The organism is Streptomyces ipomoeae 91-03, assembly GCF_000317595.1.
GTDB classification, from domain to species: domain Bacteria; phylum Actinomycetota; class Actinomycetes; order Streptomycetales; family Streptomycetaceae; genus Streptomyces; species Streptomyces ipomoeae.
Map to the genome: position 1 here is coordinate 107,690 of NZ_AEJC01000397.1, position 21,558 is coordinate 129,247.

The following is a 21,558-nucleotide window of genomic DNA, read 5'->3' on the forward strand; positions in this document are numbered from 1 at the left end:
CCCGACTCCGAGGCATACCTGTGCTCCGTCGCATACCCCCGCGTACTCGCCGTACCGCCGCACCCCGGCTCGCTGTCGACCGTCGCAGCTCCGCGCCCCGCTTCGCCGGCGCCCTCCGTCCCGCCACTCTGCTGCTCGCCCCCGCCCTCCTGCTCACCGCGTGCGGTGGCGGCTCCGACGGCGGTGACGTGAACGCCGCCGAGGCCACCGGATCGGCGGGCTTCCCGGTCACGATCGAGAACTGCGGGCACGAGGTCACCCTGAAGTCGGCGCCGAAGCGGGCCGTCTCGCTCAACCAGGGCACCACGGAGATCCTGCTCTCCCTGGGCCTCGCCGACCGCATGGCCGGCACCGCCACCTGGACCGACCCGGTGATGAAGGGGCTGGAGAAGGCCAACGACTCCGTGCCGCGCCTCGCCGACAACGCGCCCTCCTTCGAGAAGGTCCTCGACGCCGAACCCGACTTCGTCACCGCCTCGTTCGTCTCCACCCTCGGCCAGGGCGGCGTCGCCACGCGTGAGCAGTTCGAGGAGCTGGGCGTCCCCACGTACGTCTCGCCTTCCGACTGCGCGGCGGGCAAGGACAACGACAGCGGTGGCGACGGCTCCCGCAGCGAGCCGCTGACCCTCGACGTCGTGTACGGCGAAATCGAGGATCTGGCCCGGGCGTTCGGTGTCGAGGAGCGGGGCGAGAAGGTCGTCGCCGGGCTGAAGGAACGGGTACGCAAGGCCACCGACGGGCTGGACGCCTCCGGGGTCTCCCTCATGTACTGGTTCGCCAACTCCCAGTCGCCCTACCTCGCCGGATGCTGCGGCGCGCCCGGCGCCATCACCCGCGCGGTCGGCGCGGAGAACGCCTTCTCCGACACCCACGACGAGTGGCCCCAGATCAGCTGGGAGACCGTCGCCGACCGTGACCCCGACGTCATCGTGATCGGCGACCTCACCCGCAAGCAGCAGACCGCGGAGACCGCCGAGGCCAAGATCCGCTTCCTGGAGACCAACCCCGCCACCCGCAACCTGACCGCGGTGAGGAAGAAGCGGTACGTCCTGCTCAGCGGGCAGTCGATGAACCCGTCCATCCGCACGGTCGAGGGGATCGAGAAAGTCGCCGCCGGGCTGCGCGATCTCGGGCCGGCCAAGTGAGTGTCGAGGCCCAGTGGGCGTCAAAGCCGTGAGCCACGTGAGAACCCGTCTTCTGCTGCTGACCGGCGCAGGCCTGGCCGCGCTGCTGGCGTCGGTCGCCGTCGCCGTGACGATCGGGCCCGCCGACATCTCCACGAGCGATGTGTGGGCCTCCGTCGCCGCGCATCTCGGCTTCGGCGAGAGCGCGTTGGCGCCGCTGCGGGACGGCATCGTGTGGAACCTGCGCATGCCCCGCACCCTGCTCGCCGCGGTGTGCGGGGCCGGGCTCGCGGTCTGCGGGGCGGTGATGCAGTCCCTGCTGCGCAATCCGCTGGCCGACCCGTTCGTCCTCGGCGTCTCCTCCGGCGCCTCCACCGGCGCGGTCGCCGTGGTCGTCCTCGGGGTGGGCGGCGGTGTCGTGTCCCTGTCCGCGGGGGCGTTCCTCGGCGCTCTCTCCTCCTTCGCCCTCGTACTGCTGCTCAGCCACACCCTCGGCGGCAGCGCCGACCGGGTCGTGCTGTCCGGGGTCGCCGCCATGCAGCTGTTCTCCGCGCTCACCTCGTTCATCGTGCTGACCTCCGCCGACGCCGAGACCACCCGGGGTGTGCTGTTCTGGCTGCTCGGCTCGCTCACCGGCGCCGACTGGGGGCAAGTGCTGCTCTGCGCCGCCGTGCTGGCCGTGGTCCTCGTCGTCTGCCTCGGCCACGCCCGCACCCTGGACGCGTTCGCCTTCGGCGAGGAGGCCGCCGCCGGGCTCGGCGTCCAGGTCGCCCGCACCCGGCTGATCCTGCTGTGCGCGACCGCCCTGCTCACGGCGGCCCTGGTCAGCTGCGCCGGTGCCATCGGCTTCGTGGGGCTGGTCCTCCCGCACGCCACCCGCGCCCTCACCGGCTCCGGCCACGCCCGCCTCCTGCCGGTCACCGCGCTCGTCGGCGCCGTCTTCCTGGTGTGGGTGGACACCGCCGCCCGCACCGTCCTCGACCCCCAGGAGGTACCGGTGGGCGTGGTCACCTCCCTCATCGGCGTACCGGCGTTCGTGGCGGTGCTCCACCGGGGGCGGAGGAAGGCATGACGGGCGTACGCAAGGACGCTCCACCGCAGCCGACGGCGGTCACGACCGGCCTGCATGCCGATCGTGTCGTACGTCGTGTCGCCGGCAAGGTCATCGTCGACGGTGTCACGCTCGCCCTCCGACCCGGCGAGACGGTCGGACTGCTCGGCCCCAACGGCTCGGGCAAGTCGACGCTGTTGAGGCTGCTCGCCGGTGTCCTCGCCCCCACCGCCGGAGTCGTCACGCTGGACGGGTGCCCGCTGCCCGAGGTCGGCCGCCGCGCCACCGCCCGACGGATCGCCACGGTCGAGCAACACGCCCACACGCAGACCGAATTGACCGTCCGCGACGTCGTGGCCCTCGGCCGTGTCCCGCACCGCCGCGCCTGGACGCCCGTGTCGGCCGCCGACGCCGAGGCGGTCACCGCGGCCCTGGAACGCACCGGACTGACCGATCTGGCCGACCGGTCCTGGCACACCCTCTCCGGCGGCGAACGCCAACGCGCCCAGATCGCCCGCGCCCTCGCCCAGGAGCCCCGCGAACTCCTCCTCGACGAACCGACCAACCACCTCGACATCCAGCACCAGCTCGACCTCCTGGACCTCGTCGTGAGCCTGCCCGTCACCACGGTGATCGCCCTGCACGACCTCAACCTGGCCGCGATGTACTGCGACCGCCTGCTCGTCCTCCGGGACGGTCACGCCGTCGCCGAGGGCACCCCGGCCGACGTCCTGACCCCGCCCCTGATCAAAGAGGTCTACGGCGTCCACGCCGAGGTCACGACCGAGGACAACCACCCGGTGATCCGCTTCCTGCGCCGAAGCCGGTAGCCGGTAGCCGGCGCAGGCGACCGAAGCCGCTGGTCGTCCGGGCGCTCAGGAGGGGGTGGGCGTGGTGGGAACCGCCGCCGGGCCGCCGGTCCGGCCGGGGGGCGACGACGCCGCGTCGGAGGTGCTCGGCGCCCCCGTCGTGGCCGCTGAGGCGGAGACCGAGGGGTGCTCGGCGGGGCCGGTGGTCGGGGACGAGGGGGACCCCGGCGTGGTCGGTGTGGGGGCCGGGGGTCGCTCGGCGGGGGCGGAGGGGACGGGCGACGCCGATGCCGAGGGGACGGGCGACGCCGGAGTCGAGGGGGCGGGGGAGACAGGGCCCGTGGGGGACGGCACACCCGGGGACGCGGGAGGCGTGGAGGTCCTGTTCGCCGAGAAGTACACCGGCAGCGCGACGAGGGCGGCCACGGCGCACGCGGTGGCGGCTCCGGCCGCGGCGCGCAGCAACCGGCGGCGGGACGCGGTGCGGCGGATCGCCTCGTAGCGGCCGGGGGGCGGGCCGAGATGGTCGGCGGGGGGCCGGAGGAGCACCGCCAGGGGGTCGTCGGCCTCGAACTCCGGGCCGTCGTCAGGGCGTGTGATCAAGGCTTCTCCTCAGATGGGCGCGGAGCAGTTCGCGGGCCGCGTGAAGGTCGGCCTTGACGGTTCCTTCCTTGCGTCCGGTCAGTACGGACACCTCCCGGATCGGCATGTCAGCGTAGTAGTGCAGCAGGATCGGGACGCGCAGCCGTTCCGGCAGCGACTGCACGAGCAGTCGCACCGAGGGGTCGGCCTGCTGGGTCCGGCCGTCCGGCGCGGCGACCGTGGCCTCGGCGGTGGCACGGTGCATCGCCTTGCGCTCGCGCTCCAGCTTGCGCCAGTGGTCCCGTACGAGGTTCGCCGCGGTGACGTACAGGAAGCCGTGCGGCTCCGCCACGGCCGTCCAGCGGGCCCAGAGCCGGGTGAACGCCTCCGACGCGATCTCGTGGGCCGTCTCGTCGTCGTCGACCAGACGGCGGCACCAGCCGGCCAGGCGCGGATAGAGGGCGGCGAACAACTCGGACGCGGCCTTCTCACGGGACCGTTTCAACGCTCTCCATGGTCGTGCTGTCGTAGGGCGGCCTGTCAGATGCCGCGGGGCGGTCAGGGGTTCGGTCACGGGCTCGTCGAGGTGAGCGTGGCGAAGACGATCACGTTGTCGCGGTACTCGTCACCGCTGCGCGGACCGCCGCAGGTGATGAGCCGCAACTCCGGGCGGTCCACGTCCCCGTAGACCGCGTCCGCCGGGAAGTCGGCCTTGGCGACGGTCCGTACGTGGTCGACGGTGAACACCGCGGTCGTACCGTTCTCCAGGCGCGCCATGATCCGCTCACCCCGGCGCAGCTCCGCGAGACGGCGGAAGACCCCGTCCCCGTAGACGCCGACCGTGACATGACCGAGGATCACCGACGGGCCGGTCCGGCCCGGCGTCGGCGAGTGCTCGTACCAGCCCGCCCGGTCGTGCGCCGTGACCGGAGGCACCTCCACGGTGCCGTCCGGGGCCAACCCCAGCCGGATGACCGGGGTGTCGACGTCGATGGCCGGGATCCGCAACCCGACCGGCACCGAGCGCCCCAGCGGGCGCACGGCGTCGGCGGAGGAGCGCGGCGGCGGGGACGTGAGCGTGGCGGCCCCGGTCGCGCCCTCGGTGTCGGGCGAGGGCCTGGACCGGTCGTCCCGGCCGCCGCCGCAGCCCGCGAGCAGCGAAGCCGCCCCGGCCGCGACGAAGGCGCGCCTGGAGAGCGATGTCATGCCTCGTTCGCCCGCCGACGACGTACGACGAAGACCGTGGCGCCACCCATGAGCAGCGCGGCGGCGCCCGCTCCGGCGACCACACCACCGGTTCCCGACTCCTCCGACGCCGGTGCCGTGCCCGTGTCGGGAGCGCCGCTGGGGACGACGGAGACCTGGCTCGGCACCGGGGACGCGTCGCCGCCGGCCGGGGCCTCGCTCGGCACTGCGGAGGGGTCCTGCGTCGGCGCGGCGGACGCGTCCTCGGCGGGCGCGGGGGTGGACGGGACCGGGCTCGGCGACGTGCCGGCCGACGCGACCGTGGGAACGGGGCTCGCCCCGTCGGCGAACGCGGGCAGCGCGCCCGCCGGCACGGCGGTGCAGGCGAGTGCCGTCGCAGTGAGGACAGTTCGGCGCATGAAGTCGCTCTCTCTCGTCGGGCCGCCCGCCCGGATCCCCGGACGGGCGGCGTTACGGATCGGTCGGAGAGACGAGGCAGCCAGGGGGCCAGTTGTAAAGAGATGGCAAAGCCGTTGGGGTGTGTTGGGGAGTGGGGGGGGCGGCGTACGCGTCGTCCGCCGCTCACACGAAGAACAGCAGCTCCACGGCGACCACCACGTCCACCACCGCGCACCACTCGGCGAAGGTGGGGGCGACGATGCCCTTGAGCCGGCGTATCCGCAGATGGGCGAAGTCCCAGACACCGTGGCAGAACCAGCCGGCGGCCACGACATAGCGGCCCAGGTCCGGGTCCACGAGCAGCCCTGTCACCGCGAGCGCGCAGAACACCATGGCACTCGCGGCCTGGATCCCGAAGACCGTCCGCCCGTGCGGAGTGCCGCGGAACGCACCCCACAGCAGCACGGCAAGCGAGACCGCCACCATGACGCCCGCCGGCGACACGACGTCCCACAGCTGGAGGGCGAACGCGAACACGACCCCCGCCACGAGCACCGGCCAGGTCACCCCGGACCGCCCGGCCTGGTGGATGACCACGTACAGCAGCGGGAGCAGGGGCAGGAACTCGCCGTACCCGTCGACGGTGTCGGCCAGTTCGCCCGCCGTGCCCAGGACCAGGCCCGGGACCGTCAGCGCGAGACCGAGCACCGTGGGCCAGCGGCGCAGCAACGCCCTGACCGGGCGCCGCTCTTCGGAGGTGCCGCGAGAGGTGCCGTCGGAGGTGTTTCCGGGCGTCGTGGCGGACATGGCGGATCTCCTGAGGTGTGAGGTTCGGTGACATCGAGATACCGAGGCGGGGTATCTCCCACGCCCCTCAGCCTGCTCGGGGAGAAGAGCCGTCAGTAGTGCCGTATCCGCACGTCCCCGTGTGGGGGTGTCACGTTCGCGGGTGACATCTGTCATACGGCTGCGACAATGGCCGCGTGGGGGACGGGGCGGGCGAGCGCGGGGCGGGGCTGACGAGCTTCCGCCGTTTCACCTGGTGGACGGTGCCGGGGACCACGGTCGGCCTGCTGGTGGTGTTCTTCGGCGAGTGGATCCTGGACACGGACGTGCCCGCCTGGGCGCGGATCCCGACCGCCGTGGCCCTCGCGGTGGACACCGTGGCGAGCGCGGTGCTGCTCGGCGGCCGGCTGACGCTGCCGGCGGCGGCCGACGACACCCGCTCCCCGCGCCCGCCGAGGCGTTGGCTGATCGCGGCGGTCGCCGCCACGGCCGTACTGGCGGTGCTGCCGCTGGTCCGGCGCAACTACGGGCTGTGGGCGGTCGCGCCCGCCGTCACGGTGGCGATCTGCGCGACCTTCCTCGGGCCGCGCCACCGCACATCGCTGATCACCGGCGCGGTCCTCCTCGCCCTGCTGCCGGGCGCCGCCGTCAGTCTGGCCGCCGCGGACGGGGAGTTGGCGTACGCCGCGCTCTTCCCGGCCGGGCTGGTCGCCTTCACCGCGTGGATGGTGCTCGGCCCGCTGTGGGCCTGGAACCTCGCCGGCCGCCTCGACCGGGCCCGGCGGCTGGAGGCCGAGCTGGCCGTCAAGGACGAACGGCTCCGGTTCGCCGCCGACCTGCACGACATCCAGGGGCACCACCTCCAAGTCATCGCGCTGAAGAGCGAGTTGGCGGAACGGCTGGTCGAGCGGGACCCGGCGCGGGCCGCCGCCGAGATGCGGGAGGTACGACAGCTGGCCGCGGACGCCCTCCGGGACACCCGGGCCGTGGTGCGGGGCTACCGCCGTACGACACTCGACGACGAGATCGCCAACGCCACCAAGGTGCTGGCCGCGGCCGGCATCGACGCCCGTACGGCCTTCGACCCCGGTGCCGTCACCGCCATGACCGACTCCGCCCGCCATCTGCTGGGCCTGGTCGTACGGGAGGCCATCACCAACGCCCTCCGCCACAGCCGGGCCCGATGCGCCGAACTCGACTACCGGGTCATCGACGGCCGCGCCCGACTGCGGGTGAGCAACGACGGCGCGGAGGAGCGTCCGGGTGGCGGGGACGGCCCGGAGGAGGGCGGTACCACGGGGATCGGGCGCACGGGGGACGACGGCACGGGCCTGACCGCCCTCGGCGAGCGACTGCGGGCCGCCGACGGTGAGTTGACGTGGCACCGCGACGGCGACCGCTTCGTGGTGACGGCCTGGCTGCCGCTGGGACCCACGGCCCCGAAGAGCGCGCAACCGGTCAGCCGGGCGAACGGAGTGGTGCGATGATCCGGCTTCTCATCGCCGACGACGAGGACCTTCTCAGGAGCGCGCTGGCCGCCCTGCTCGCGCTGGAGGACGACCTCACGGTGGTCGCGGAGGCGTCCACCTCCACCGACGCGGTGCGGCTCGCCCGTGAACACCGTCCCGACATCGCCGTACTCGACCTGGAGATGCCACCCACCGACGGGCTGCGCGCCGCCGAGGAGATCGGGGCCGAACTGCCCACCCGGACCGTCCTGGTCACCCGGCACGCCCGCCCGGCGGTGCTGCGCCGGGCGCTGGCCGCCGGAGTACGCGGCTTCGTGCCCAAGACGACCCCCGCCGCCCGTCTGGCGGAGATCATCCGCGACATCGCCGCCGGACGCCGTTACGTCGACCCCGACATCGCCGCGTCCGCGCTGACCGAGGACGACTGCCCGCTCAGCGAGCGCGAACTCCAGGTCCTGCGCGCCGCCCGCACCGGGGCCTCGGTCGCCGAGATCGCCTCCGAGGTCCACCTGGCCCAGGGCACCGTCCGCAACTACCTCTCCGCCGCGATGTCCAAGCTGGACGCCCCCACCCGCCACGCGGCGGCGCACCACGCATGGCAGCAGGGCTGGATCTGAACCCCGTTCGAAGGCCGTGAGCCGAGAAGGCCCGAGCCGAGGCCCGTGTCAGCGGCGCAGTGGACGCCGGCGCACCGGATGTCGGCTCAGTACACGTCCCGCACGTACCGCTTCTCGCTCGCCAGCTGCTTCACATACGCGGCGGCCTCGCCCTCGCTCAGCCCGCCGTGGGCGGCGGCGATGTCCCGCAGGGCCTGGTCGACGTCCTTCGCCATGCGGGCCGCGTCGCCGCAGACGTAGAAGCGGGCGCCGTCCTGGAGCCAGTGCCACAGCTCGGGGCCGTGCTCGCGCATCCGGTCCTGGACGTAGACCTTGGCGCGCTGGTCGCGGGAGAAGGCGGTGTCCAGCCGGCTGAGCACGCCCGCCCGCTGGAGTTCCGTCAGCTCCTCCTCGTAGTAGAAGTCCGTGGCCCGGTGCTGTTCGCCGAAGAACAGCCAGTTGGGTCCCCGGTGGCCGAGGGCCTGCCGCTCCTGGAGGAAGCCGATGAAGGGGGCGACACCGGTGCCGGGACCGACCATGACCATCGGCGTCGCGGGGTCCGACGGCGGCCGGAAGTGCGGTGAGCGCTGCACGAACACCGGCACCTCCATGTCCTGTTCGCCGTCCGCGAGGAAGGGCGAGCAGACGCCGCCGCGCGGGCGTCCATGCATGTTCTCGTACCGCACGACGGAGACGGTCAGCGAGATGTGATGCGGATCGACGAGCGGGCTCGACGAGATGGAGTACAGCCGGGGCTGGAGCCGCTTGAACACTCCGGTCCACTCCTGAGCGGAGGCCCGCACGGCGAACTGGGCCACCACGTCCACGGCCTGCCGCCCCCACGACCACTGCGCCAGCCCGTCCTTGTTGTCCGGGCGCATCAGCCTCTTCAACTCCCGGTTGTCCCGCGTCCGCTCGCAGACGAAGCGGAGCAGGTCCGGGGTGATCCGAGTGATGTCGAAGTGCCGGTGCAACGCCTCGGCGAAGGGCAGCTCACCGACTCCGCCGATCTCCACGGGAGTCGAGCCGTCCAGCCCCGTCACCGCCAGCCACTCCGTCACCAGGTCCAGGGAGTTGACCGGCCGCACACCGAGCGCGTCGCCCGCCTCGTACGACAGCCCCGTCCCACTGGTGTCGAAGGTGAACCGGCGTACTTCCTTCCCCGCCCCGGGCAGACTGAGCAGCCGGTTCCCGACGAGCCGGGCACCGACGGACGCGGACTTGACGGAACGGGAAGCGGGGGCGGGCGCCGCGGCCGGGGCCGGCGCGGTCTGGACCGTGGCCTCGGCCCCCGCGGCCGTACCCGTCGCGTTCTTGCCCAGCGCGGTGAGGACCTGGTCGAGCCAGGCGTCGGCCGACGGCTCGTAGTCCGGCTCGCAGTCCGTACGCGGGGCCAGGCGCACCGCGCCCAGCTCGTCGAGGCGTGCGTCCAGTCGGCGGCCGTGCCCGCAGAAGTCGTCGTAGGAGGAGTCGCCGAAGGCCAGCACGGCATAGCGGACGCCGTCCAACCGGGGGGCCTCCCGGTGGGCGAGAGCCTCCCAGAAACCGGCGCCGTTGTCGGGGGCGTCGCCGTCGCCGAACGTACTGGTGATGAGCAGCAGATCGGCCCCACGCGGCAGTTGACTGGGATCCGTCTCGTCCATCCCGACCAGGGTCGCCCGGTGCCCGGCGGCCCCCAGATGCTCGGCGGCAGCCGCCGCGAACTCCTCCGCGGTCCCCGTCTGAGAGGCCCACAACACGACGACCTCACGCCGGGCAGGCTCGACGACGGCCGGAGCCGCGGCCGGCGCCGCCGACCGCGAGTACATCCCGGCGAGCACCCCGTTCACCCACAACGCGTGCTCAGCGCTGAACGGAGCGTCCACCGGCAACACGGGCACCCCGGCCACCCCGGACCCGAGCCCCGCGAGGAAACCGGTGAGGTACTGCCGCTCCTGAGCGGAGAGCACGGGCGGCGGAGCGGAGGCCAGCCCAAGGGCGGACATCGCGGCACCGGGCGAAGCGATCCCGGTACCGTTCGCGGGCCCGACCGCGCTGGGCACGACCACCGACCCACCGGGTGTGGCCGAGGCACCGCCGGCCCGCACCACCTCAGCCCGTCGTCGGGGTCCCCCCGCTCGGGCGGAGCCGAGCGTGGGGGAGTTGCAGGACGAGGCCGTCAGACCGAATCGGGGGTCCGGGGGCGCGGCCCCCAGGGGCGGGGTCGAAGGGGCGGCAGCCCCCGGGGAAGGGACGGGCAGGGGCGGCGGGGGCGAGGAAACCCGGGTGACCCCCACCGCACACACCTTCAACTCCGGCTGGAACGACAACGGATCCACCGCGTCGCTCGTCACCGCGTTGATGCTCAGATACTCCCCGAACAGATCGTTCCAGTGGAACGGCGCGAACAGACACCCCGGCCGCACCCGATCCGTCACCACGGCGGGCAACACGGCCCGCCCCCGCCGCGACGCGACCTCGACGGAGTCCCCCTCACCGATCCCCAGCCGCTCGGCGTCCTCCGGATGCACCTCCACGAACGGCCCCGGATTCAGTTTGTTGAGCCTGGCCACCCGCCCCGTCTTCGTCAGCGTGTGCCACTGGTGCTGGAGCCGCCCGGTGTTGAGGACGAACGGATAGTCGTCGTCCGGCATCTCGGCGGGCGCCATGTGCGGCCGCGCGTGGAACACGGCCCGCCCACTCGCCGTGGGGAAGACCGGCGCACCGCTCTCCACGTACCGGATCGGATTACGGTCCGACCCGTCCTCCCGCGCCGCCGGCCACTGCACACTCGTCGACCGCAGCCGCTCGTACGTGATCCCGCGCAGATCCCATCCGGTCTTCGGGTTCCACGCCCGCTTGATCTCCTCGAAGATCTCCTCGGCGCTGTCGTACGAGAAGCCCTTCTCGAACCCCATCTCACGGGCGACGGCGGCGATGATCCGCCAGTCGGCCATGGCCTCGCCGGGCGGGTCGGCGACGGGCGCGGCGAGCGTGAGGTTCCGCTCGCTGTTGATGAGGACGCCCTCGGACTCGGTCCACAGCGCACCCGGCAGCACCACATCGGCGTACGCGTTGGTCTCGGTGTCGACGAAGACGTCCTGCGCGACGACGAACTCGGCGGCCTCCAGCCCCTCGATCACGGTCTTCCGGTTGGCGACCGAGGCGACCGGATTGGTGCAGATGATCCAGCAGGCCTTGATCTCGCCGTCGGCCATCTTCTGGAACATCTCGACGGTGCCCTTGCCGACCCCGTCCTTGCGCAGCGTCTCCGGCGCCAGCCCCCACAGCTCCTCGACGAACGCCCGCTCCTCGTCCACGAGCACGGACCGCTGCCCGGGCAGCCCCGGCCCCATGTACCCCATCTCGCGCCCGCCCATGGCGTTGGGCTGCCCGGTGAGCGAGAACGGCCCGCTGCCCGGGCGGCAGATGGCCCCGGTGGCGAGGTGCAGATTGACGAGGGCGTTGGTGTTCCAGGTGCCGTGCGTGGACTGGTTGAGCCCCATGGTCCAGCAGCTGGTCCACTCGGCGGCCTCCCCGATGAGCCGCGCGGCCTGCCGAATGTCGTCCTCGGCGAGACCGGTGATCCCGGCGACGACGTCCGGCGGGTACTCGGCGAGGAAGTCGGGCATCGCCTCCCAGCCCTCGGTGTACGCGGCGATGAAGTCGGGGTCGGTGTGCCCGTCGACGTGCAGCAGATGCAGCAGCCCGTTGAGCAGGGCCAGATCCGTGCCCGGCCGTATCTGCAGGAACAGATCGGCCTTCTCGGCCGTCGCCGTCCGGCGCGGATCGACGACGATCAGCTTGGCGCCCGCCTTGACCCGGTCCATCATCCGCAGGAACAGGATCGGGTGGCAGTCGGCCATGTTCGAGCCGATGACGAGGAAGACGTCCGCCTTGTCGAGATCCTCGTACGAGCCGGGCGGTCCGTCGGCGCCCAGCGAGAGCTTGTAGCCGGTGCCGGCGCTCGCCATGCACAGCCGGGAATTCGACTCGATCTGGTTGGTGCGGATGAACCCCTTGGCGAGTTTGTTCGTCAGATACTGCGCTTCGAGGCTCATCTGGCCGGAGACATAGAAGGCGAACGCGTCGGGCCCGTGCTCGTCGATGATCGCGCGCAGCCGCCGTGCCGTCTCGGCGATCGCGTCGGCGACGGGTGTGGGGACCGGCTCGTCGCCGCGGTCGTCCCGGACGAGGGCCGTGGTGAGCCGGCCGGGCGCCGCCAGCATGTCGGCCGTGGTCGCCCCCTTGGTGCACAGACGGCCGAAGTTCGCCGGGTGAGACTTGTCACCGGACGCTTTGAGGACCGTACGCCGTCCATCGGGACCCATCCCGATGTCCAGGAGCATCCCGCAGCCGACTCCACAGTACGAGCACACGGTCCGCACCTGGGAGGTCGTGCTCTGCGGGCCCTGTGCGGCCACGTGCGGCCCCCTTCTGTCGGCGGTCTGGTCGAGTACCCCGTTGGATACCCTTCGGCAGGCTCGATCGTACGAATTGCCCGTTACGCCGATGTCACATGACCTGATCATGAGGAGTTACACCCACCACACACCACCCTCCACGGGGTTGTGAGGGCGGGATCCGGCCGTTGTTGCGGGCGGGGCTGTCGCGGTCCGTGTCGCTGTTGGGCCGAACGGGTGACCATGCGTAAGAATTGGTCGATGCAGTCAGTGAGTGCGAGCCATGGGGGAGGCCGGTGAACAGGGTGAACAGCCACGATGTCACCGACGAACAGTGGGAGGGGCTCGCTCAGGTCGTGCCGCTACGGGGCCGGGACGCCTGGCCGTCCGCGGTGGACCACCGGTCCATACCGGAGGCGGAGACCGAGGCCAGGCGCCGTTTCGTGGTCCTTCGCGTCAATGTCTTCGCGGACGCCCGCGAGGTCGCCGAGACCCTGATGGCCGGCATCCCCGTCCTCCTCGACCTCTCCGGCGCGGAGACCGACGTCGCCAAGCGCGTCCTCGACTTCAGCACGGGCGTCGTCTTCGGCCTCGCAAGCGGAATGCATCGCGTCGACCGGAACGTGTTCCTGCTCACGCCACCGGGGACCGAGGTGCGGGGGCTGATGGAAGGGGCCGGGATTCCGGGCGTGTGAGGCCGGGCTCGGGGAGTCCGGAATGGGCCCCTGCCCGGGACTCGGGGTGTGAGGGGCTGCCCGGGGCGCTCCCCGGACCCGGTCGGGGCGCTCCCTCGATCGTAGGAAGATCCGCTCGGCGGAACGGTTTGCCTGTCGAGCGGGCCCCTAGTGTCCGCATATGACCGTGTCATCCCTGTCGCCGTCACCGTCCGCGCCGTCACTGTCCGCGCCGTCACCGTCGACGCCGTCGTCTCTGCCGCAGTCCCCCTCTTCCCCCTCTCCGCTGCCGCCGGTGCCCGGCGTCGGCGGGGAGACGGGGCAGGACCGGCCCGGTGTGGTCGAGCTGCGGCTCTCCGCCTTCGCGGGGCATCGCGGTGCCTGCTTCCCGCTGGGGCCGCTGACCCTGTTCGCCGGGCGCAGCGGCAGCGGCAAGTCGACGGCGCTGCGGGCGTACGAGGCGCTGGCGCGGCTCGGTGGCGGCGCCCACCTCACCGAGGCGTTCCCGGATCCCGGAAGCTGTGTGCCGGAACGGGCGCGCCCCGACGCCCAGCGGCGGCGAGGCTTCCGCATCGGCTGCACGACGGACGGTCCCGAAGGGCCGGTGCGGCTCGACGTCGCCGTACAGGCCGAGCCCGAACTCCGCATCGTGGGCGAGCGGTTGACGGCGGGCGGGGTGACCCTGCTCCAGACGGCGCTGGTGGACCCGAGTCGTCCGGTGGTCCAGGCCGCCTGGCACACGGCGGGCGCGACCCCGGTCACGCGCGGCCCGCTCCCCGACGACGTGCTCGGCACGGCTCTGCTCCCGCTGCGCGTCGCGGGCAAGACCGACGGCCAGCGGCGGGTGCTCGCCGCCGCCGAGCAGACGGTGGTCGCCCTGCGCTCGGTCTTCGCCTGCGACCCCCGCCCCACCCGTATGCGCGGGGCCGTACCGCTCGGCTCCGGGCGACTGCTGCCGGGCTGCGACAACCTCGCCGACGTCCTGTGGCGTACGCGTACGGAGTGCGGCCGGCGTCACGCTCAGCTGGTCGCGGCGGTCCGGGACGGGTGCGTGGGCTCGGTCGCGGACCTGCTGGCCGAACCGTTGGCGGACGGCGTGGTACGGGCGGTCCTGGACCGGGGTGACGGAATCCGTACGGCCCTGGGGCTGCTCGGCGACGGGGAGTTGAGGTATCTCGCGCTGGCCCTGGTGCTGTTCACCGGGCCCGGGGTGCTGGAGGTCGACCCGGTCGCGGAGGTGCCGGCGGCGCTGCAGACCCTCACGGTCCTCGCCGACGGCTTCGACCGCTCCCTCGACCCGCGCCAGACCACCGAACTCGTGCGCCTGGCGGCCCGTATGTGCGAGCGCGGGCACATCCGCCTGGTGGGCGCGGTGAGCGACGCGTCCAGGGCCGCCGGGGTGGCGGGGGTGACGGTGGTAGACCTGGACCGTGAAAGATCCTGAATCCACCGAGGACCCGTCCGAAGGGCGGTCCGGGGCGCGACCCGAAGAACCGTCCGAAGAACCGTCCGGGGCGCTGGACGTGCCGACCCTCCAGCGGCGGCTCGCCGACTTCGCCGCCGCCCGCGACTGGCAGCCGTACCACACCCCCAAGAACCTCGTCTCCGCCCTGAGCGTCGAGGCCTCCGAACTGGTCGAGATCTTCCAGTGGCTGACGCCGGAGGAGTCGGCCCGGGTGATGTCCGACCCCGACACCGCCCACCGGGTCACGGACGAAGTCGCCGACGTACTCGCCTACTTGCTCCAGCTGTGCGAGGTGCTCGGCATCGATCCGCTGGCGGCACTGGACGCGAAGATCGACCGCAACGAGCGGAGGTTCCCGGCGCCGGGAGCGCGGTGACCATGAGGACACCAGTCCGCTTGTCACTCTCCGGAGTTGAAAAGTCGTCCACACGCGCTTTGTTATCCACAGATTTCAGGCTTCCACTGGCTTTCTGTCTCATCGGCCCTCACTGTGGGTAATGAATAGACAGGAGTTCGGGCGGACGTGTGAGAGCGCGTCGGGACAGTCGGGAGCAGCGCATGGATGCGGTGCGGCTCATCTTGGCGAGCAGACGTGCTCTGGCGGGCAGCGTCGAGGGACCACGGATCATGGGCGAGGCATGGCAGGCGTATGCCCTGGCCCAGGCGATCGGCAGCCGGCTGGCCGTCTCCGGCCCACCCGAACTGCGCGGTGAGGCACTGGGGTTGACCGAGCTGGCCGGCAGCGGCTGCGGCATACTCGGCGCCCCGCCCCTCGCCGCGGGCGACTTACGCGCCGCCCAGCTCACCGAGTTGGGCGACCCCCACGACTCCCTGGTCCGCCTCGGCGGCCTCCTGGGTGAGGTCGGCATAGCCCTGGTCGCCCTGGCCAGCGCAGCCGACGACGAGGCCACGTACTGGCAGTGCATGGAAGCGATCGATGCCGCGGACGAGGCCCGCGACCGGGTACTGGAGATGCTGCGACGCCTGGCCGTCAGGGACAAGGTTCTGTCGGAACGGGATGCGACGGCGTGAGGGTGGGGAGAGCTGCCGGGCGCCCGATAGCTCGGGGGTGTGGGTCTGTCGGCGGGTGCGGGTCGGGTGTGGCTTGTCGCGCAGTTCCCCGCGCCCCTGAAAGCGGGGCGCAGCCCCTCGCGACGGACCGGTGCCGAACACGACGAACGCCCGGCCGAAAAGGTGACCGGGCGTCAGGTTCATGGCGTGGGGAAGGTCAGCCTCCGGCTTCCTCCGCGTTCGCGGCCCGAGGGGCCGAGAGATCCGCGTCGAGCTGGGACAGGTCCGCGTTCAGGGCAGCCATCAACTCCTCCATCTGCTGGAGCAGACCCTTGGGCTGCGCAGGCACGGCGGCCTGCTCCGGCACGGCTTCCTGGGACATGTGACGGCCTCCTCGGCCCTCGCCCCCGAGGGGGCACGTGTGCAAGCGCCCCGGCAGCAGCCGCCGGCGACGGGTGCCGGGCGGTCCGGCTCCTCCCGAGCAACGATCTTCGTCCCCGCCGGTCACTGCCCAACGCCCGTACCGCACACCGGATTGGCGGATTTTCACCCGACCGGGGATCGAGGGCACGCGCGGGACCGGTGGGGTTGACCGGAGGGCGGGCGTGCAGGATGGAGGGCATGGATCTTCGCATCTTCACCGAGCCCCAGCAAGGGGCGACCTACGACACTCTGCTCACCGTCGCCAAGGCCACCGAGGACCTGGGCTTCGACGCCTTCTTCCGCTCCGACCACTATCTCCGCATGGGTTCGGTCGACGGCCTGCCCGGCCCCACCGACGCCTGGATCACCCTCGCCGGACTCGCCCGTGAGACCAAGCGCATCCGCCTCGGCACCCTGATGACCGCGGGAACCTTCCGCCTGCCCGGTGTGCTCGCCATCCAGGTCGCGCAGGTCGACCAGATGTCCGGCGGCCGGGTCGAACTCGGCCTGGGCGCGGGCTGGTTCGAGGAGGAGCACAAGGCCTACGGCATTCCGTTCCCCAAGGAGAAGTTCGCGCGGCTGGAGGAGCAGCTGGCCATCGTCACCGGCCTGTGGGCCACCGAGGTCGGCGAGACCTTCTCGTACGAGGGCACCCACTACCAGCTGACCGACTCGCCCGCGCTGCCCAAGCCCGCGCAGGCCAAGGTGCCGGTCCTCATAGGCGGCCACGGCACGAGCCGCACCCCGCGGCTCGCCGGGCAGTACGCCGACGAGTTCAACATGCCGTTCGCCTCGTTCGAGGACAGCGAGCGCCAGTTCGCCCGGGTGCGCGAGGCCGCCGAGGAGGCCGGCCGCAAGGCCGACGACCTGGTGTACTCCAACGCCCTGGTCGTCTGCGTGGGCAGGGACGACGCCGAGGTCGCCCGCCGCGCCGCCGCCATCGGCCGCCAGGTCGACGAACTCAAGACCAACGGCCTCGCCGGCTCGCCCGCCGAGGTGGTCGACAAGATCGCCGGCTACCAGGCCATCGGCTCCCAGCGCCTCTACCTCCAGATCCTCGACCTCGACGACCTGGACCACCTGGAGCTCATCTCGTCCCAGGTGCAGTCGCAGCTGTCGTAGCGAAGGACGCCGAGACCCGCGCCCTGCGCCCCGCGAGGGGCGCGGGGCCGTGTCGATGTGCGGCTCCGCCGCATGGGCGCGAGCAATCCCGCACGACCCGCGCTCGCCGCCCAGCCCGTGCCTCTACGGCGGCCGGCGCGGTGGCCCACCGGCCGGGAAGGAGTGGCGGCGCTCGGAAAATGCCTGAGTGCGCCCTGAAACTTGGCTGTACGTTGGGCACCCATCACAGACACCCCATACGAGGCAACCCCACCGTGTTCCTGACGATCAGTACCACCGGTACCCCAGAGCGCCCCGCGACCGACCTCGGGTTCCTGCTGCACAAGCATCCCGAGAAATCGCAGGCGTTCTCCACCTCCTACGGCACGGCGCACGTCCTCTACCCGGAGGCGGGCGTCGAGCGGTGCACGGCCGCGCTGCTGCTGGAGGTGGACGCGGTGGCGCTGGTCCGGCAGGGCAAGGGCAAGGGGCGCGGCGGGGCCCCCGACGCGGCGCTCGCGCAGTACGTCAACGACCGCCCGTACGCGGCCTCCTCCCTCCTCGCCGTCGCGCTGAGCAGCGTCTTCTCCAGCGCCATGAACGGCCGCTGCAACGCCAGGCCCGACGCCCCGGCCCAGACCCGCCCGCTGCGTGTCGAGATACCGGCGCTGCCCGCCCGCGGCGGCCCGGACCTGGTCGTCAAGCTCTTCGAGCCGCTCGGCTGGACGGTCACCGCCGAGGCGGTGCCGCTGGACACCCAGTTCCCGGAGTGGGGCGACTCCCGTTACGTACGCCTGGTCCTGGAGTCGGAGTCGCTGACCCTGGCCGAGGCGCTGCGCCACCTCTACGTACTGCTGCCGGTCCTCGACGACGCCAAGCACTACTGGGTGGCGCCCGACGAGGTCGACAAGCTGCTGCGGGTCGGCGAGGGCTGGCTCCCGGACCACCCGGAGCAGAAGCTGATCACCAGCCGCTATCTCTCCCGCCGCTGGTCACTGACCCGGCAGGCCATGGAGCGCCTGGAACTCGTACGGCTGGCCGAGGCCGACGACAGCGAGGTCGAGGAGATCGACAACGCGGTGCAGGACCCCGAGGACACCGCTGAGACCGGGGGCGAGGCCGAGAAGGAGCAGGAGGCGGAGGCCGGGACCGGCGCCGGGACCGGGGCCGTGACCGAGGCCGCGTCCGAGGAGAAGCCGACCCCGCTCGCCGTGCTGCGCCGGGACGCGATCATCGCCGCGCTGAAGGCGTCCGGCGCCGCCCGTGTCCTCGACCTCGGCTGCGGACAGGGCCAGTTGGTGCAGGCACTGCTCAAGGACGCCCGGTTCACCGAGATCGTCGGCACCGATGTGTCCATGCGCGCGCTCACCATCGCCTCCCGCCGCCTCAAGCTGGACCGCATGGGCGAGCGGCAGGCCTCCCGCGTCCAGCTCTTCCAGAGCTCGCTCGCGTACACCGACAACCGTCTCAAGGGCTACGACGCCGCCGTGCTCTCCGAGGTCATCGAACACCTCGACCTGCCCCGGCTGCCCGCCCTGGAGTACGCGGTGTTCGGCTCGGCCCGCCCGAGGACCGTCCTCGTGACGACCCCGAACGTCGAGTACAACGTCCGCTGGGAGACCCTCCCCGCCGGCCACGTCCGCCACGGCGACCACCGCTTCGAGTGGACCCGGGAGGAGTTCCGCGCCTGGGCGGGCACGGTGGCCGAACGGCACGGCTACGAGGTCGGGTTCGTGCCCGTCGGACCCGACGACCCGGAGGTGGGCCCGCCCACCCAGATGGCCGTTTTCGAGATGAGACCAGCCGGTGCCAAGAACGTGAACGAGAAGGAGGCGAAGTCGGCATGAGCGAGACCACCAAGGACACCCCCATGGACACCACCAAGGGGCGCGCCCTCCCCGTCACCGACCTCTCCCTCGTCGTCCTCATCGGCGCCTCCGGTTCCGGCAAGTCCACCTTCGCCCGCAGGCACTTCAAGCCCACCGAGATCATCTCCTCCGACTTCTGCCGGGGCCTGGTCTCCGACGACGAGAACGACCAGAGCGCGACGAAGGACGCCTTCGACGTGCTGCACTACATCGCGGGCAAGCGGCTCGCGGCCGGCCGCCGTACGGTCGTCGACGCGACCAGCGTCCAGCAGGAGGCCCGCAGGCAGCTGATCGACCTGGCCAAGCAGTACGACGTGCTGCCGATCGCCATCGTGCTCGACGTGCCCGAGGAGGTGTGCGCCGAGCGCAACGCGGCCCGCACCGACCGCGCCGACATGCCGCGCCGCGTCATCCAGCGCCACACCCGCGAACTCCGCCGCTCGCTGCGCCACTTGGAGCGCGAGGGCTTCCGCAAGGTGCACATCCTGCGGGGCGTGGAGGACATCGAGAACGCCACGATCGTCACCGAGAAGCGCTTCAACGACCTCACCCACCTCACCGGCCCCTTCGACATCATCGGCGACATCCACGGCTGCTCCGCCGAACTGGAGTCGCTGCTGGGCAAGTTGGGCTACGTCGACGGTGTGCACCCGGAGGGCCGTACGGCCGTCTTCGTCGGCGACCTCGTCGACCGGGGCCCCGACAGCCCCGGCGTACTGCGCCGCGTGATGTCGATGGTCGGCTCGGGCAACGCGCTCTGCGTCCCGGGCAACCACGAGAACAAGTACGGCCGCTACCTCAAGGGCCGAGGAGTCCAGCACACCCACGGCCTCGCCGAGACCATCGAGCAGATGGCGGGGGAGAGCGACGAGTTCAAGCAGCAGGTGAGGGAGTTCATCGACGGCCTCGTCAGCCACTACGTCCTCGACGGCGGCCGACTCGTCGTCTGCCACGCCGGTCTGCCCGAGAAGTACCACGGCCGTACGTCCGGCCGGGTCCGCAGCCACGCCCTCTACGGCGACACCACCGGCGAGACCGACGAGTTCGGGCTGCCCGTGCGCTACCCGTGGGCGGAGGACTACCGGGGCCGTGCGGCGGTTGTCTATGGTCACACCCCGGTTCCGCAGGCCACCTGGTTGAACAACACCATCTGCCTCGACACCGGCGCCGTCTTCGGCGGCAAGCTCACCGCGCTGCGCTGGCCGGAGCGCGAACTGGTCGACGTACCGGCCGAGAAGGTCTGGTACGAGCCGACCAGGCCGCTCGCCTCCGAGGCACCCGGCGGCCACGAGGGCCGTCCGCTGGACCTCGCCGACGTGCACGGCCGCCGGATCGTCGAGACCCGGTACGACGGCCACGGCCGCATCTCGATCCGCGAGGAGAACGCGGCGGCGGCCCTGGAGGTCATGAGCCGCTTCGCGGTCGACCCGCGACTGCTGCCGTACCTGCCGCCGACCATGGCTCCCACGGCGACCTCGCACATCGAAGGCTACCTGGAGCACCCGGCGGAGGCGTTCGCGCAGTACCGGGCGGACGGGGTCGCGCGGGTCGTGTGCGAGGAGAAGCACATGGGCTCGCGTGCCGTCGCCCTGGTCTGCCGCGACGCGGACGCGGCCCGGGAACGCTTCGGCGTGGACGGCCCCACCGGGGCCCTCTACACCCGTACGGGCCGCCCGTTCTTCGACGACGCCGACCGCACCGAGGCGATCCTCGCCCGGGTGCGCGACGCGATGACGGCGGCCGGCCTCTGGGACGAACTCGCCGCATCCGACAGCGCATCCGACGGCGCATCCGACGGCGCCTCCGGCGCGTGCGACTGGGTGCTGCTCGACGCCGAGCTGATGCCGTGGTCGCTGAAGGCGTCCGGGCTGCTGCGCACCCAGTACGCGGCCGTCGGCGCCGCCTCCGGCGCGGTCTTCCCGGGCGCGCTGGCCGCCCTGGAGAGCGCGGCGGCCCGGGGCATCGACGTGGGCGAACTGCTGGACCGCCAGCGTGAGCGGGCCGCCGACGCCGCCGCGTTCACGGACGCGTACCGCCGCTACTGCTGGACGACGGACGGCCTGGAAGGGGTCCGCCTGGCCCCCTTCCAGATCCTCGCCGTCCAGGGCCGCAGCCTGGCCGCACTGCCCCAGGACCGGCAGCTCGCGCTCATCGACCGCCTGGTCGAGCACGACGGCAGCGGTCTGCTCCAGACCACGAGACGTCTCTTCGTCGACACCGGTGACGAGGAGTCCGTACGCGCCGGCATCGACTGGTGGCTGGAGATGACGGGCCGGGGAGGCGAGGGCATGGTCGTCAAGCCGGTGGACGCGGTCGTACGCAGCACGGAGGGCCGCCTGGTCCAGCCCGGCATCAAGTGCCGGGGCCGCGAGTACCTCCGGATCATCTACGGCCCGGAGTACACCCGCCCCGAAAACCTCGCCCGCCTCCGGGGCCGCTTCCTCAACCACAAACGCTCCCTGGCCATGCGCGAGTACGTCCTGGGCCTGGAGGCCCTGGACCGCCTGGCCGAGGGCGAGCCCCTGTGGCGCATCCACGAGGCGGTCTTCGGAGTCCTGGCCCTGGAGTCGGAGCCGGTGGACCCACGCCTGTGACACCAACCGCACGGCTGCGTCACCCACACACTCCGACCG

The 21,558-nt window shown here is 72.3% G+C and carries 19 protein-coding genes; 13 read left to right on the top strand and 6 right to left on the bottom strand.

The features are described 5' to 3' along the window. Positions 1-128: 128 nt before the first annotated feature. The 4 genes from STRIP9103_RS25900 to STRIP9103_RS53180 all read left to right on the top strand — a co-directional run bounded on the left by STRIP9103_RS25900 (position 129) and on the right by STRIP9103_RS53180 (position 3,486). Positions 129-1,145, top strand: coding sequence for an ABC transporter substrate-binding protein (locus tag STRIP9103_RS25900; protein ID WP_048820993.1), 1,017 nt, complete (start codon positions 129-131; stop codon positions 1,143-1,145). Between the two features lie 37 nt (positions 1,146-1,182). Then, a complete protein-coding gene (locus STRIP9103_RS25905; protein ID WP_086019309.1) occupies positions 1,183-2,196 on the top strand; it encodes a FecCD family ABC transporter permease in 1,014 nt (337 codons plus the stop codon). Further along, positions 2,193-3,005: an ABC transporter ATP-binding protein gene (locus STRIP9103_RS25910; protein WP_009322730.1), complete on the top strand. Its 813-nt coding sequence runs from the start codon at positions 2,193-2,195 to the stop codon at positions 3,003-3,005. The genes STRIP9103_RS25905 and STRIP9103_RS25910 overlap by 4 nt, the downstream gene beginning before the upstream one ends. Positions 3,006-3,066: 61 nt before the next feature. After that, a complete protein-coding gene (locus STRIP9103_RS53180; protein ID WP_009322712.1) occupies positions 3,067-3,486 on the top strand; it encodes a hypothetical protein in 420 nt (139 codons plus the stop codon). 84 nt (positions 3,487-3,570) lie between these two features. On the opposite strand, the gene STRIP9103_RS25920 is transcribed toward STRIP9103_RS53180, so the two are convergent. From STRIP9103_RS25920 to STRIP9103_RS25935, 4 genes are all read right to left on the bottom strand, one after another. Next, complete coding sequence (locus STRIP9103_RS25920; protein WP_009322827.1) at positions 3,571-4,071, bottom strand: RNA polymerase sigma factor; 501 nt, start codon at positions 4,069-4,071, stop codon at positions 3,571-3,573. 65 nt (positions 4,072-4,136) lie between these two features. Next, a complete protein-coding gene (locus STRIP9103_RS25925) occupies positions 4,137-4,772 on the bottom strand; it encodes a class F sortase (protein WP_009322847.1) in 636 nt (211 codons plus the stop codon). After that, on the bottom strand, positions 4,769-5,170 hold the full coding sequence (locus STRIP9103_RS25930; protein ID WP_009322737.1) for a hypothetical protein: 402 nt from the start codon (positions 5,168-5,170) through the stop codon (positions 4,769-4,771). The genes STRIP9103_RS25925 and STRIP9103_RS25930 overlap by 4 nt, the downstream gene beginning before the upstream one ends. Positions 5,171-5,333: 163 nt before the next feature. Beyond that, complete coding sequence (locus tag STRIP9103_RS25935) at positions 5,334-5,957, bottom strand: hypothetical protein (protein ID WP_009322757.1); 624 nt, start codon at positions 5,955-5,957, stop codon at positions 5,334-5,336. Positions 5,958-6,133: 176 nt separating this feature from the next. Between STRIP9103_RS25935 and STRIP9103_RS25940 the strand changes: the two genes are divergently transcribed. Next, positions 6,134-7,423 (top strand): sensor histidine kinase, encoded by a 1,290-nt coding sequence (locus STRIP9103_RS25940; RefSeq protein WP_009322838.1) that lies wholly within the window; start codon positions 6,134-6,136, stop codon positions 7,421-7,423. Beyond that, complete coding sequence (locus tag STRIP9103_RS25945) at positions 7,420-8,022, top strand: response regulator transcription factor (protein WP_009322823.1); 603 nt, start codon at positions 7,420-7,422, stop codon at positions 8,020-8,022. The genes STRIP9103_RS25940 and STRIP9103_RS25945 overlap by 4 nt, the downstream gene beginning before the upstream one ends. Positions 8,023-8,108: 86 nt before the next feature. On the opposite strand, the gene STRIP9103_RS25950 is transcribed toward STRIP9103_RS25945, so the two are convergent. Continuing rightward, a complete protein-coding gene (locus tag STRIP9103_RS25950; protein ID WP_009322750.1) occupies positions 8,109-12,404 on the bottom strand; it encodes a molybdopterin-dependent oxidoreductase in 4,296 nt (1,431 codons plus the stop codon). Between the two features lie 284 nt (positions 12,405-12,688). On the opposite strand from STRIP9103_RS25950, the gene STRIP9103_RS25955 reads away from it, so the two are divergent. From STRIP9103_RS25955 to STRIP9103_RS25970, 4 genes are all read left to right on the top strand, one after another. Next, the gene (locus STRIP9103_RS25955; protein WP_048820994.1) at positions 12,689-13,078 is read left to right on the top strand and encodes a cell division protein SepF; all 390 of its coding nucleotides are present in this window, start codon (positions 12,689-12,691) and stop codon (positions 13,076-13,078) included. Positions 13,079-13,238: 160 nt separating this feature from the next. After that, positions 13,239-14,501: an AAA family ATPase gene (locus tag STRIP9103_RS25960; protein WP_009322804.1), complete on the top strand. Its 1,263-nt coding sequence runs from the start codon at positions 13,239-13,241 to the stop codon at positions 14,499-14,501. Between the two features lie 73 nt (positions 14,502-14,574). Then, positions 14,575-14,898: a nucleotide pyrophosphohydrolase gene (locus STRIP9103_RS25965; RefSeq protein ID WP_048820995.1), complete on the top strand. Its 324-nt coding sequence runs from the start codon at positions 14,575-14,577 to the stop codon at positions 14,896-14,898. Positions 14,899-15,080: 182 nt separating this feature from the next. Continuing rightward, on the top strand, positions 15,081-15,554 hold the full coding sequence (locus STRIP9103_RS25970) for a DUF6099 family protein (RefSeq protein WP_009322843.1): 474 nt from the start codon (positions 15,081-15,083) through the stop codon (positions 15,552-15,554). A 196-nt stretch (positions 15,555-15,750) separates the two neighbouring features. Here STRIP9103_RS25970 and STRIP9103_RS50775 read toward each other — a convergent pair whose 3' ends face one another. Then, on the bottom strand, positions 15,751-15,915 hold the full coding sequence (locus tag STRIP9103_RS50775) for a hypothetical protein (protein ID WP_009322879.1): 165 nt from the start codon (positions 15,913-15,915) through the stop codon (positions 15,751-15,753). 239 nt (positions 15,916-16,154) lie between these two features. Between STRIP9103_RS50775 and STRIP9103_RS25975 the strand changes: the two genes are divergently transcribed. From STRIP9103_RS25975 to STRIP9103_RS25985, 3 genes are all read left to right on the top strand, one after another. Continuing rightward, positions 16,155-17,078 (top strand): LLM class F420-dependent oxidoreductase, encoded by a 924-nt coding sequence (locus tag STRIP9103_RS25975; protein WP_009322746.1) that lies wholly within the window; start codon positions 16,155-16,157, stop codon positions 17,076-17,078. A 254-nt stretch (positions 17,079-17,332) separates the two neighbouring features. Beyond that, positions 17,333-18,904 carry a 3' terminal RNA ribose 2'-O-methyltransferase Hen1 gene (locus tag STRIP9103_RS25980; protein WP_009322744.1) on the top strand — a complete coding sequence of 524 codons (1,572 nt, stop codon included), beginning with the start codon at positions 17,333-17,335 and terminating at the stop codon, positions 18,902-18,904. Further along, positions 18,901-21,519: a polynucleotide kinase-phosphatase gene (locus tag STRIP9103_RS25985; RefSeq protein WP_009322870.1), complete on the top strand. Its 2,619-nt coding sequence runs from the start codon at positions 18,901-18,903 to the stop codon at positions 21,517-21,519. Before STRIP9103_RS25980 ends, STRIP9103_RS25985 begins: the two co-directional genes overlap by 4 nt. Positions 21,520-21,558 lie beyond the last annotated feature (39 nt).

Excerpts from the sequence above, each read along its gene's own strand:
- STRIP9103_RS25930 (WP_009322737.1), bottom strand. The coding sequence starts at position 5,170 with ATGCGCCGAACTGTCCTCACTGCGACGGCACTCGCCTGCACCGCCGTG.
- STRIP9103_RS25935 (WP_009322757.1), bottom strand. The coding sequence starts at position 5,957 with ATGTCCGCCACGACGCCCGGAAACACCTCCGACGGCACCTCTCGCGGC.
- STRIP9103_RS25910 (WP_009322730.1), top strand. The coding sequence starts at position 2,193 with ATGACGGGCGTACGCAAGGACGCTCCACCGCAGCCGACGGCGGTCACG.
- STRIP9103_RS25925 (WP_009322847.1), bottom strand. The coding sequence starts at position 4,772 with ATGACATCGCTCTCCAGGCGCGCCTTCGTCGCGGCCGGGGCGGCTTCG.
- STRIP9103_RS25960 (WP_009322804.1), top strand. The coding sequence starts at position 13,239 with ATGACCGTGTCATCCCTGTCGCCGTCACCGTCCGCGCCGTCACTGTCC.
- STRIP9103_RS25975 (WP_009322746.1), top strand. The coding sequence starts at position 16,155 with ATGGATCTTCGCATCTTCACCGAGCCCCAGCAAGGGGCGACCTACGAC.
- STRIP9103_RS25985 (WP_009322870.1), top strand. The coding sequence starts at position 18,901 with ATGAGCGAGACCACCAAGGACACCCCCATGGACACCACCAAGGGGCGC.
- STRIP9103_RS25945 (WP_009322823.1), top strand. The coding sequence starts at position 7,420 with ATGATCCGGCTTCTCATCGCCGACGACGAGGACCTTCTCAGGAGCGCG.
- STRIP9103_RS50775 (WP_009322879.1), bottom strand. The coding sequence starts at position 15,915 with ATGTCCCAGGAAGCCGTGCCGGAGCAGGCCGCCGTGCCTGCGCAGCCC.
- STRIP9103_RS25970 (WP_009322843.1), top strand. The coding sequence starts at position 15,081 with ATGGATGCGGTGCGGCTCATCTTGGCGAGCAGACGTGCTCTGGCGGGC.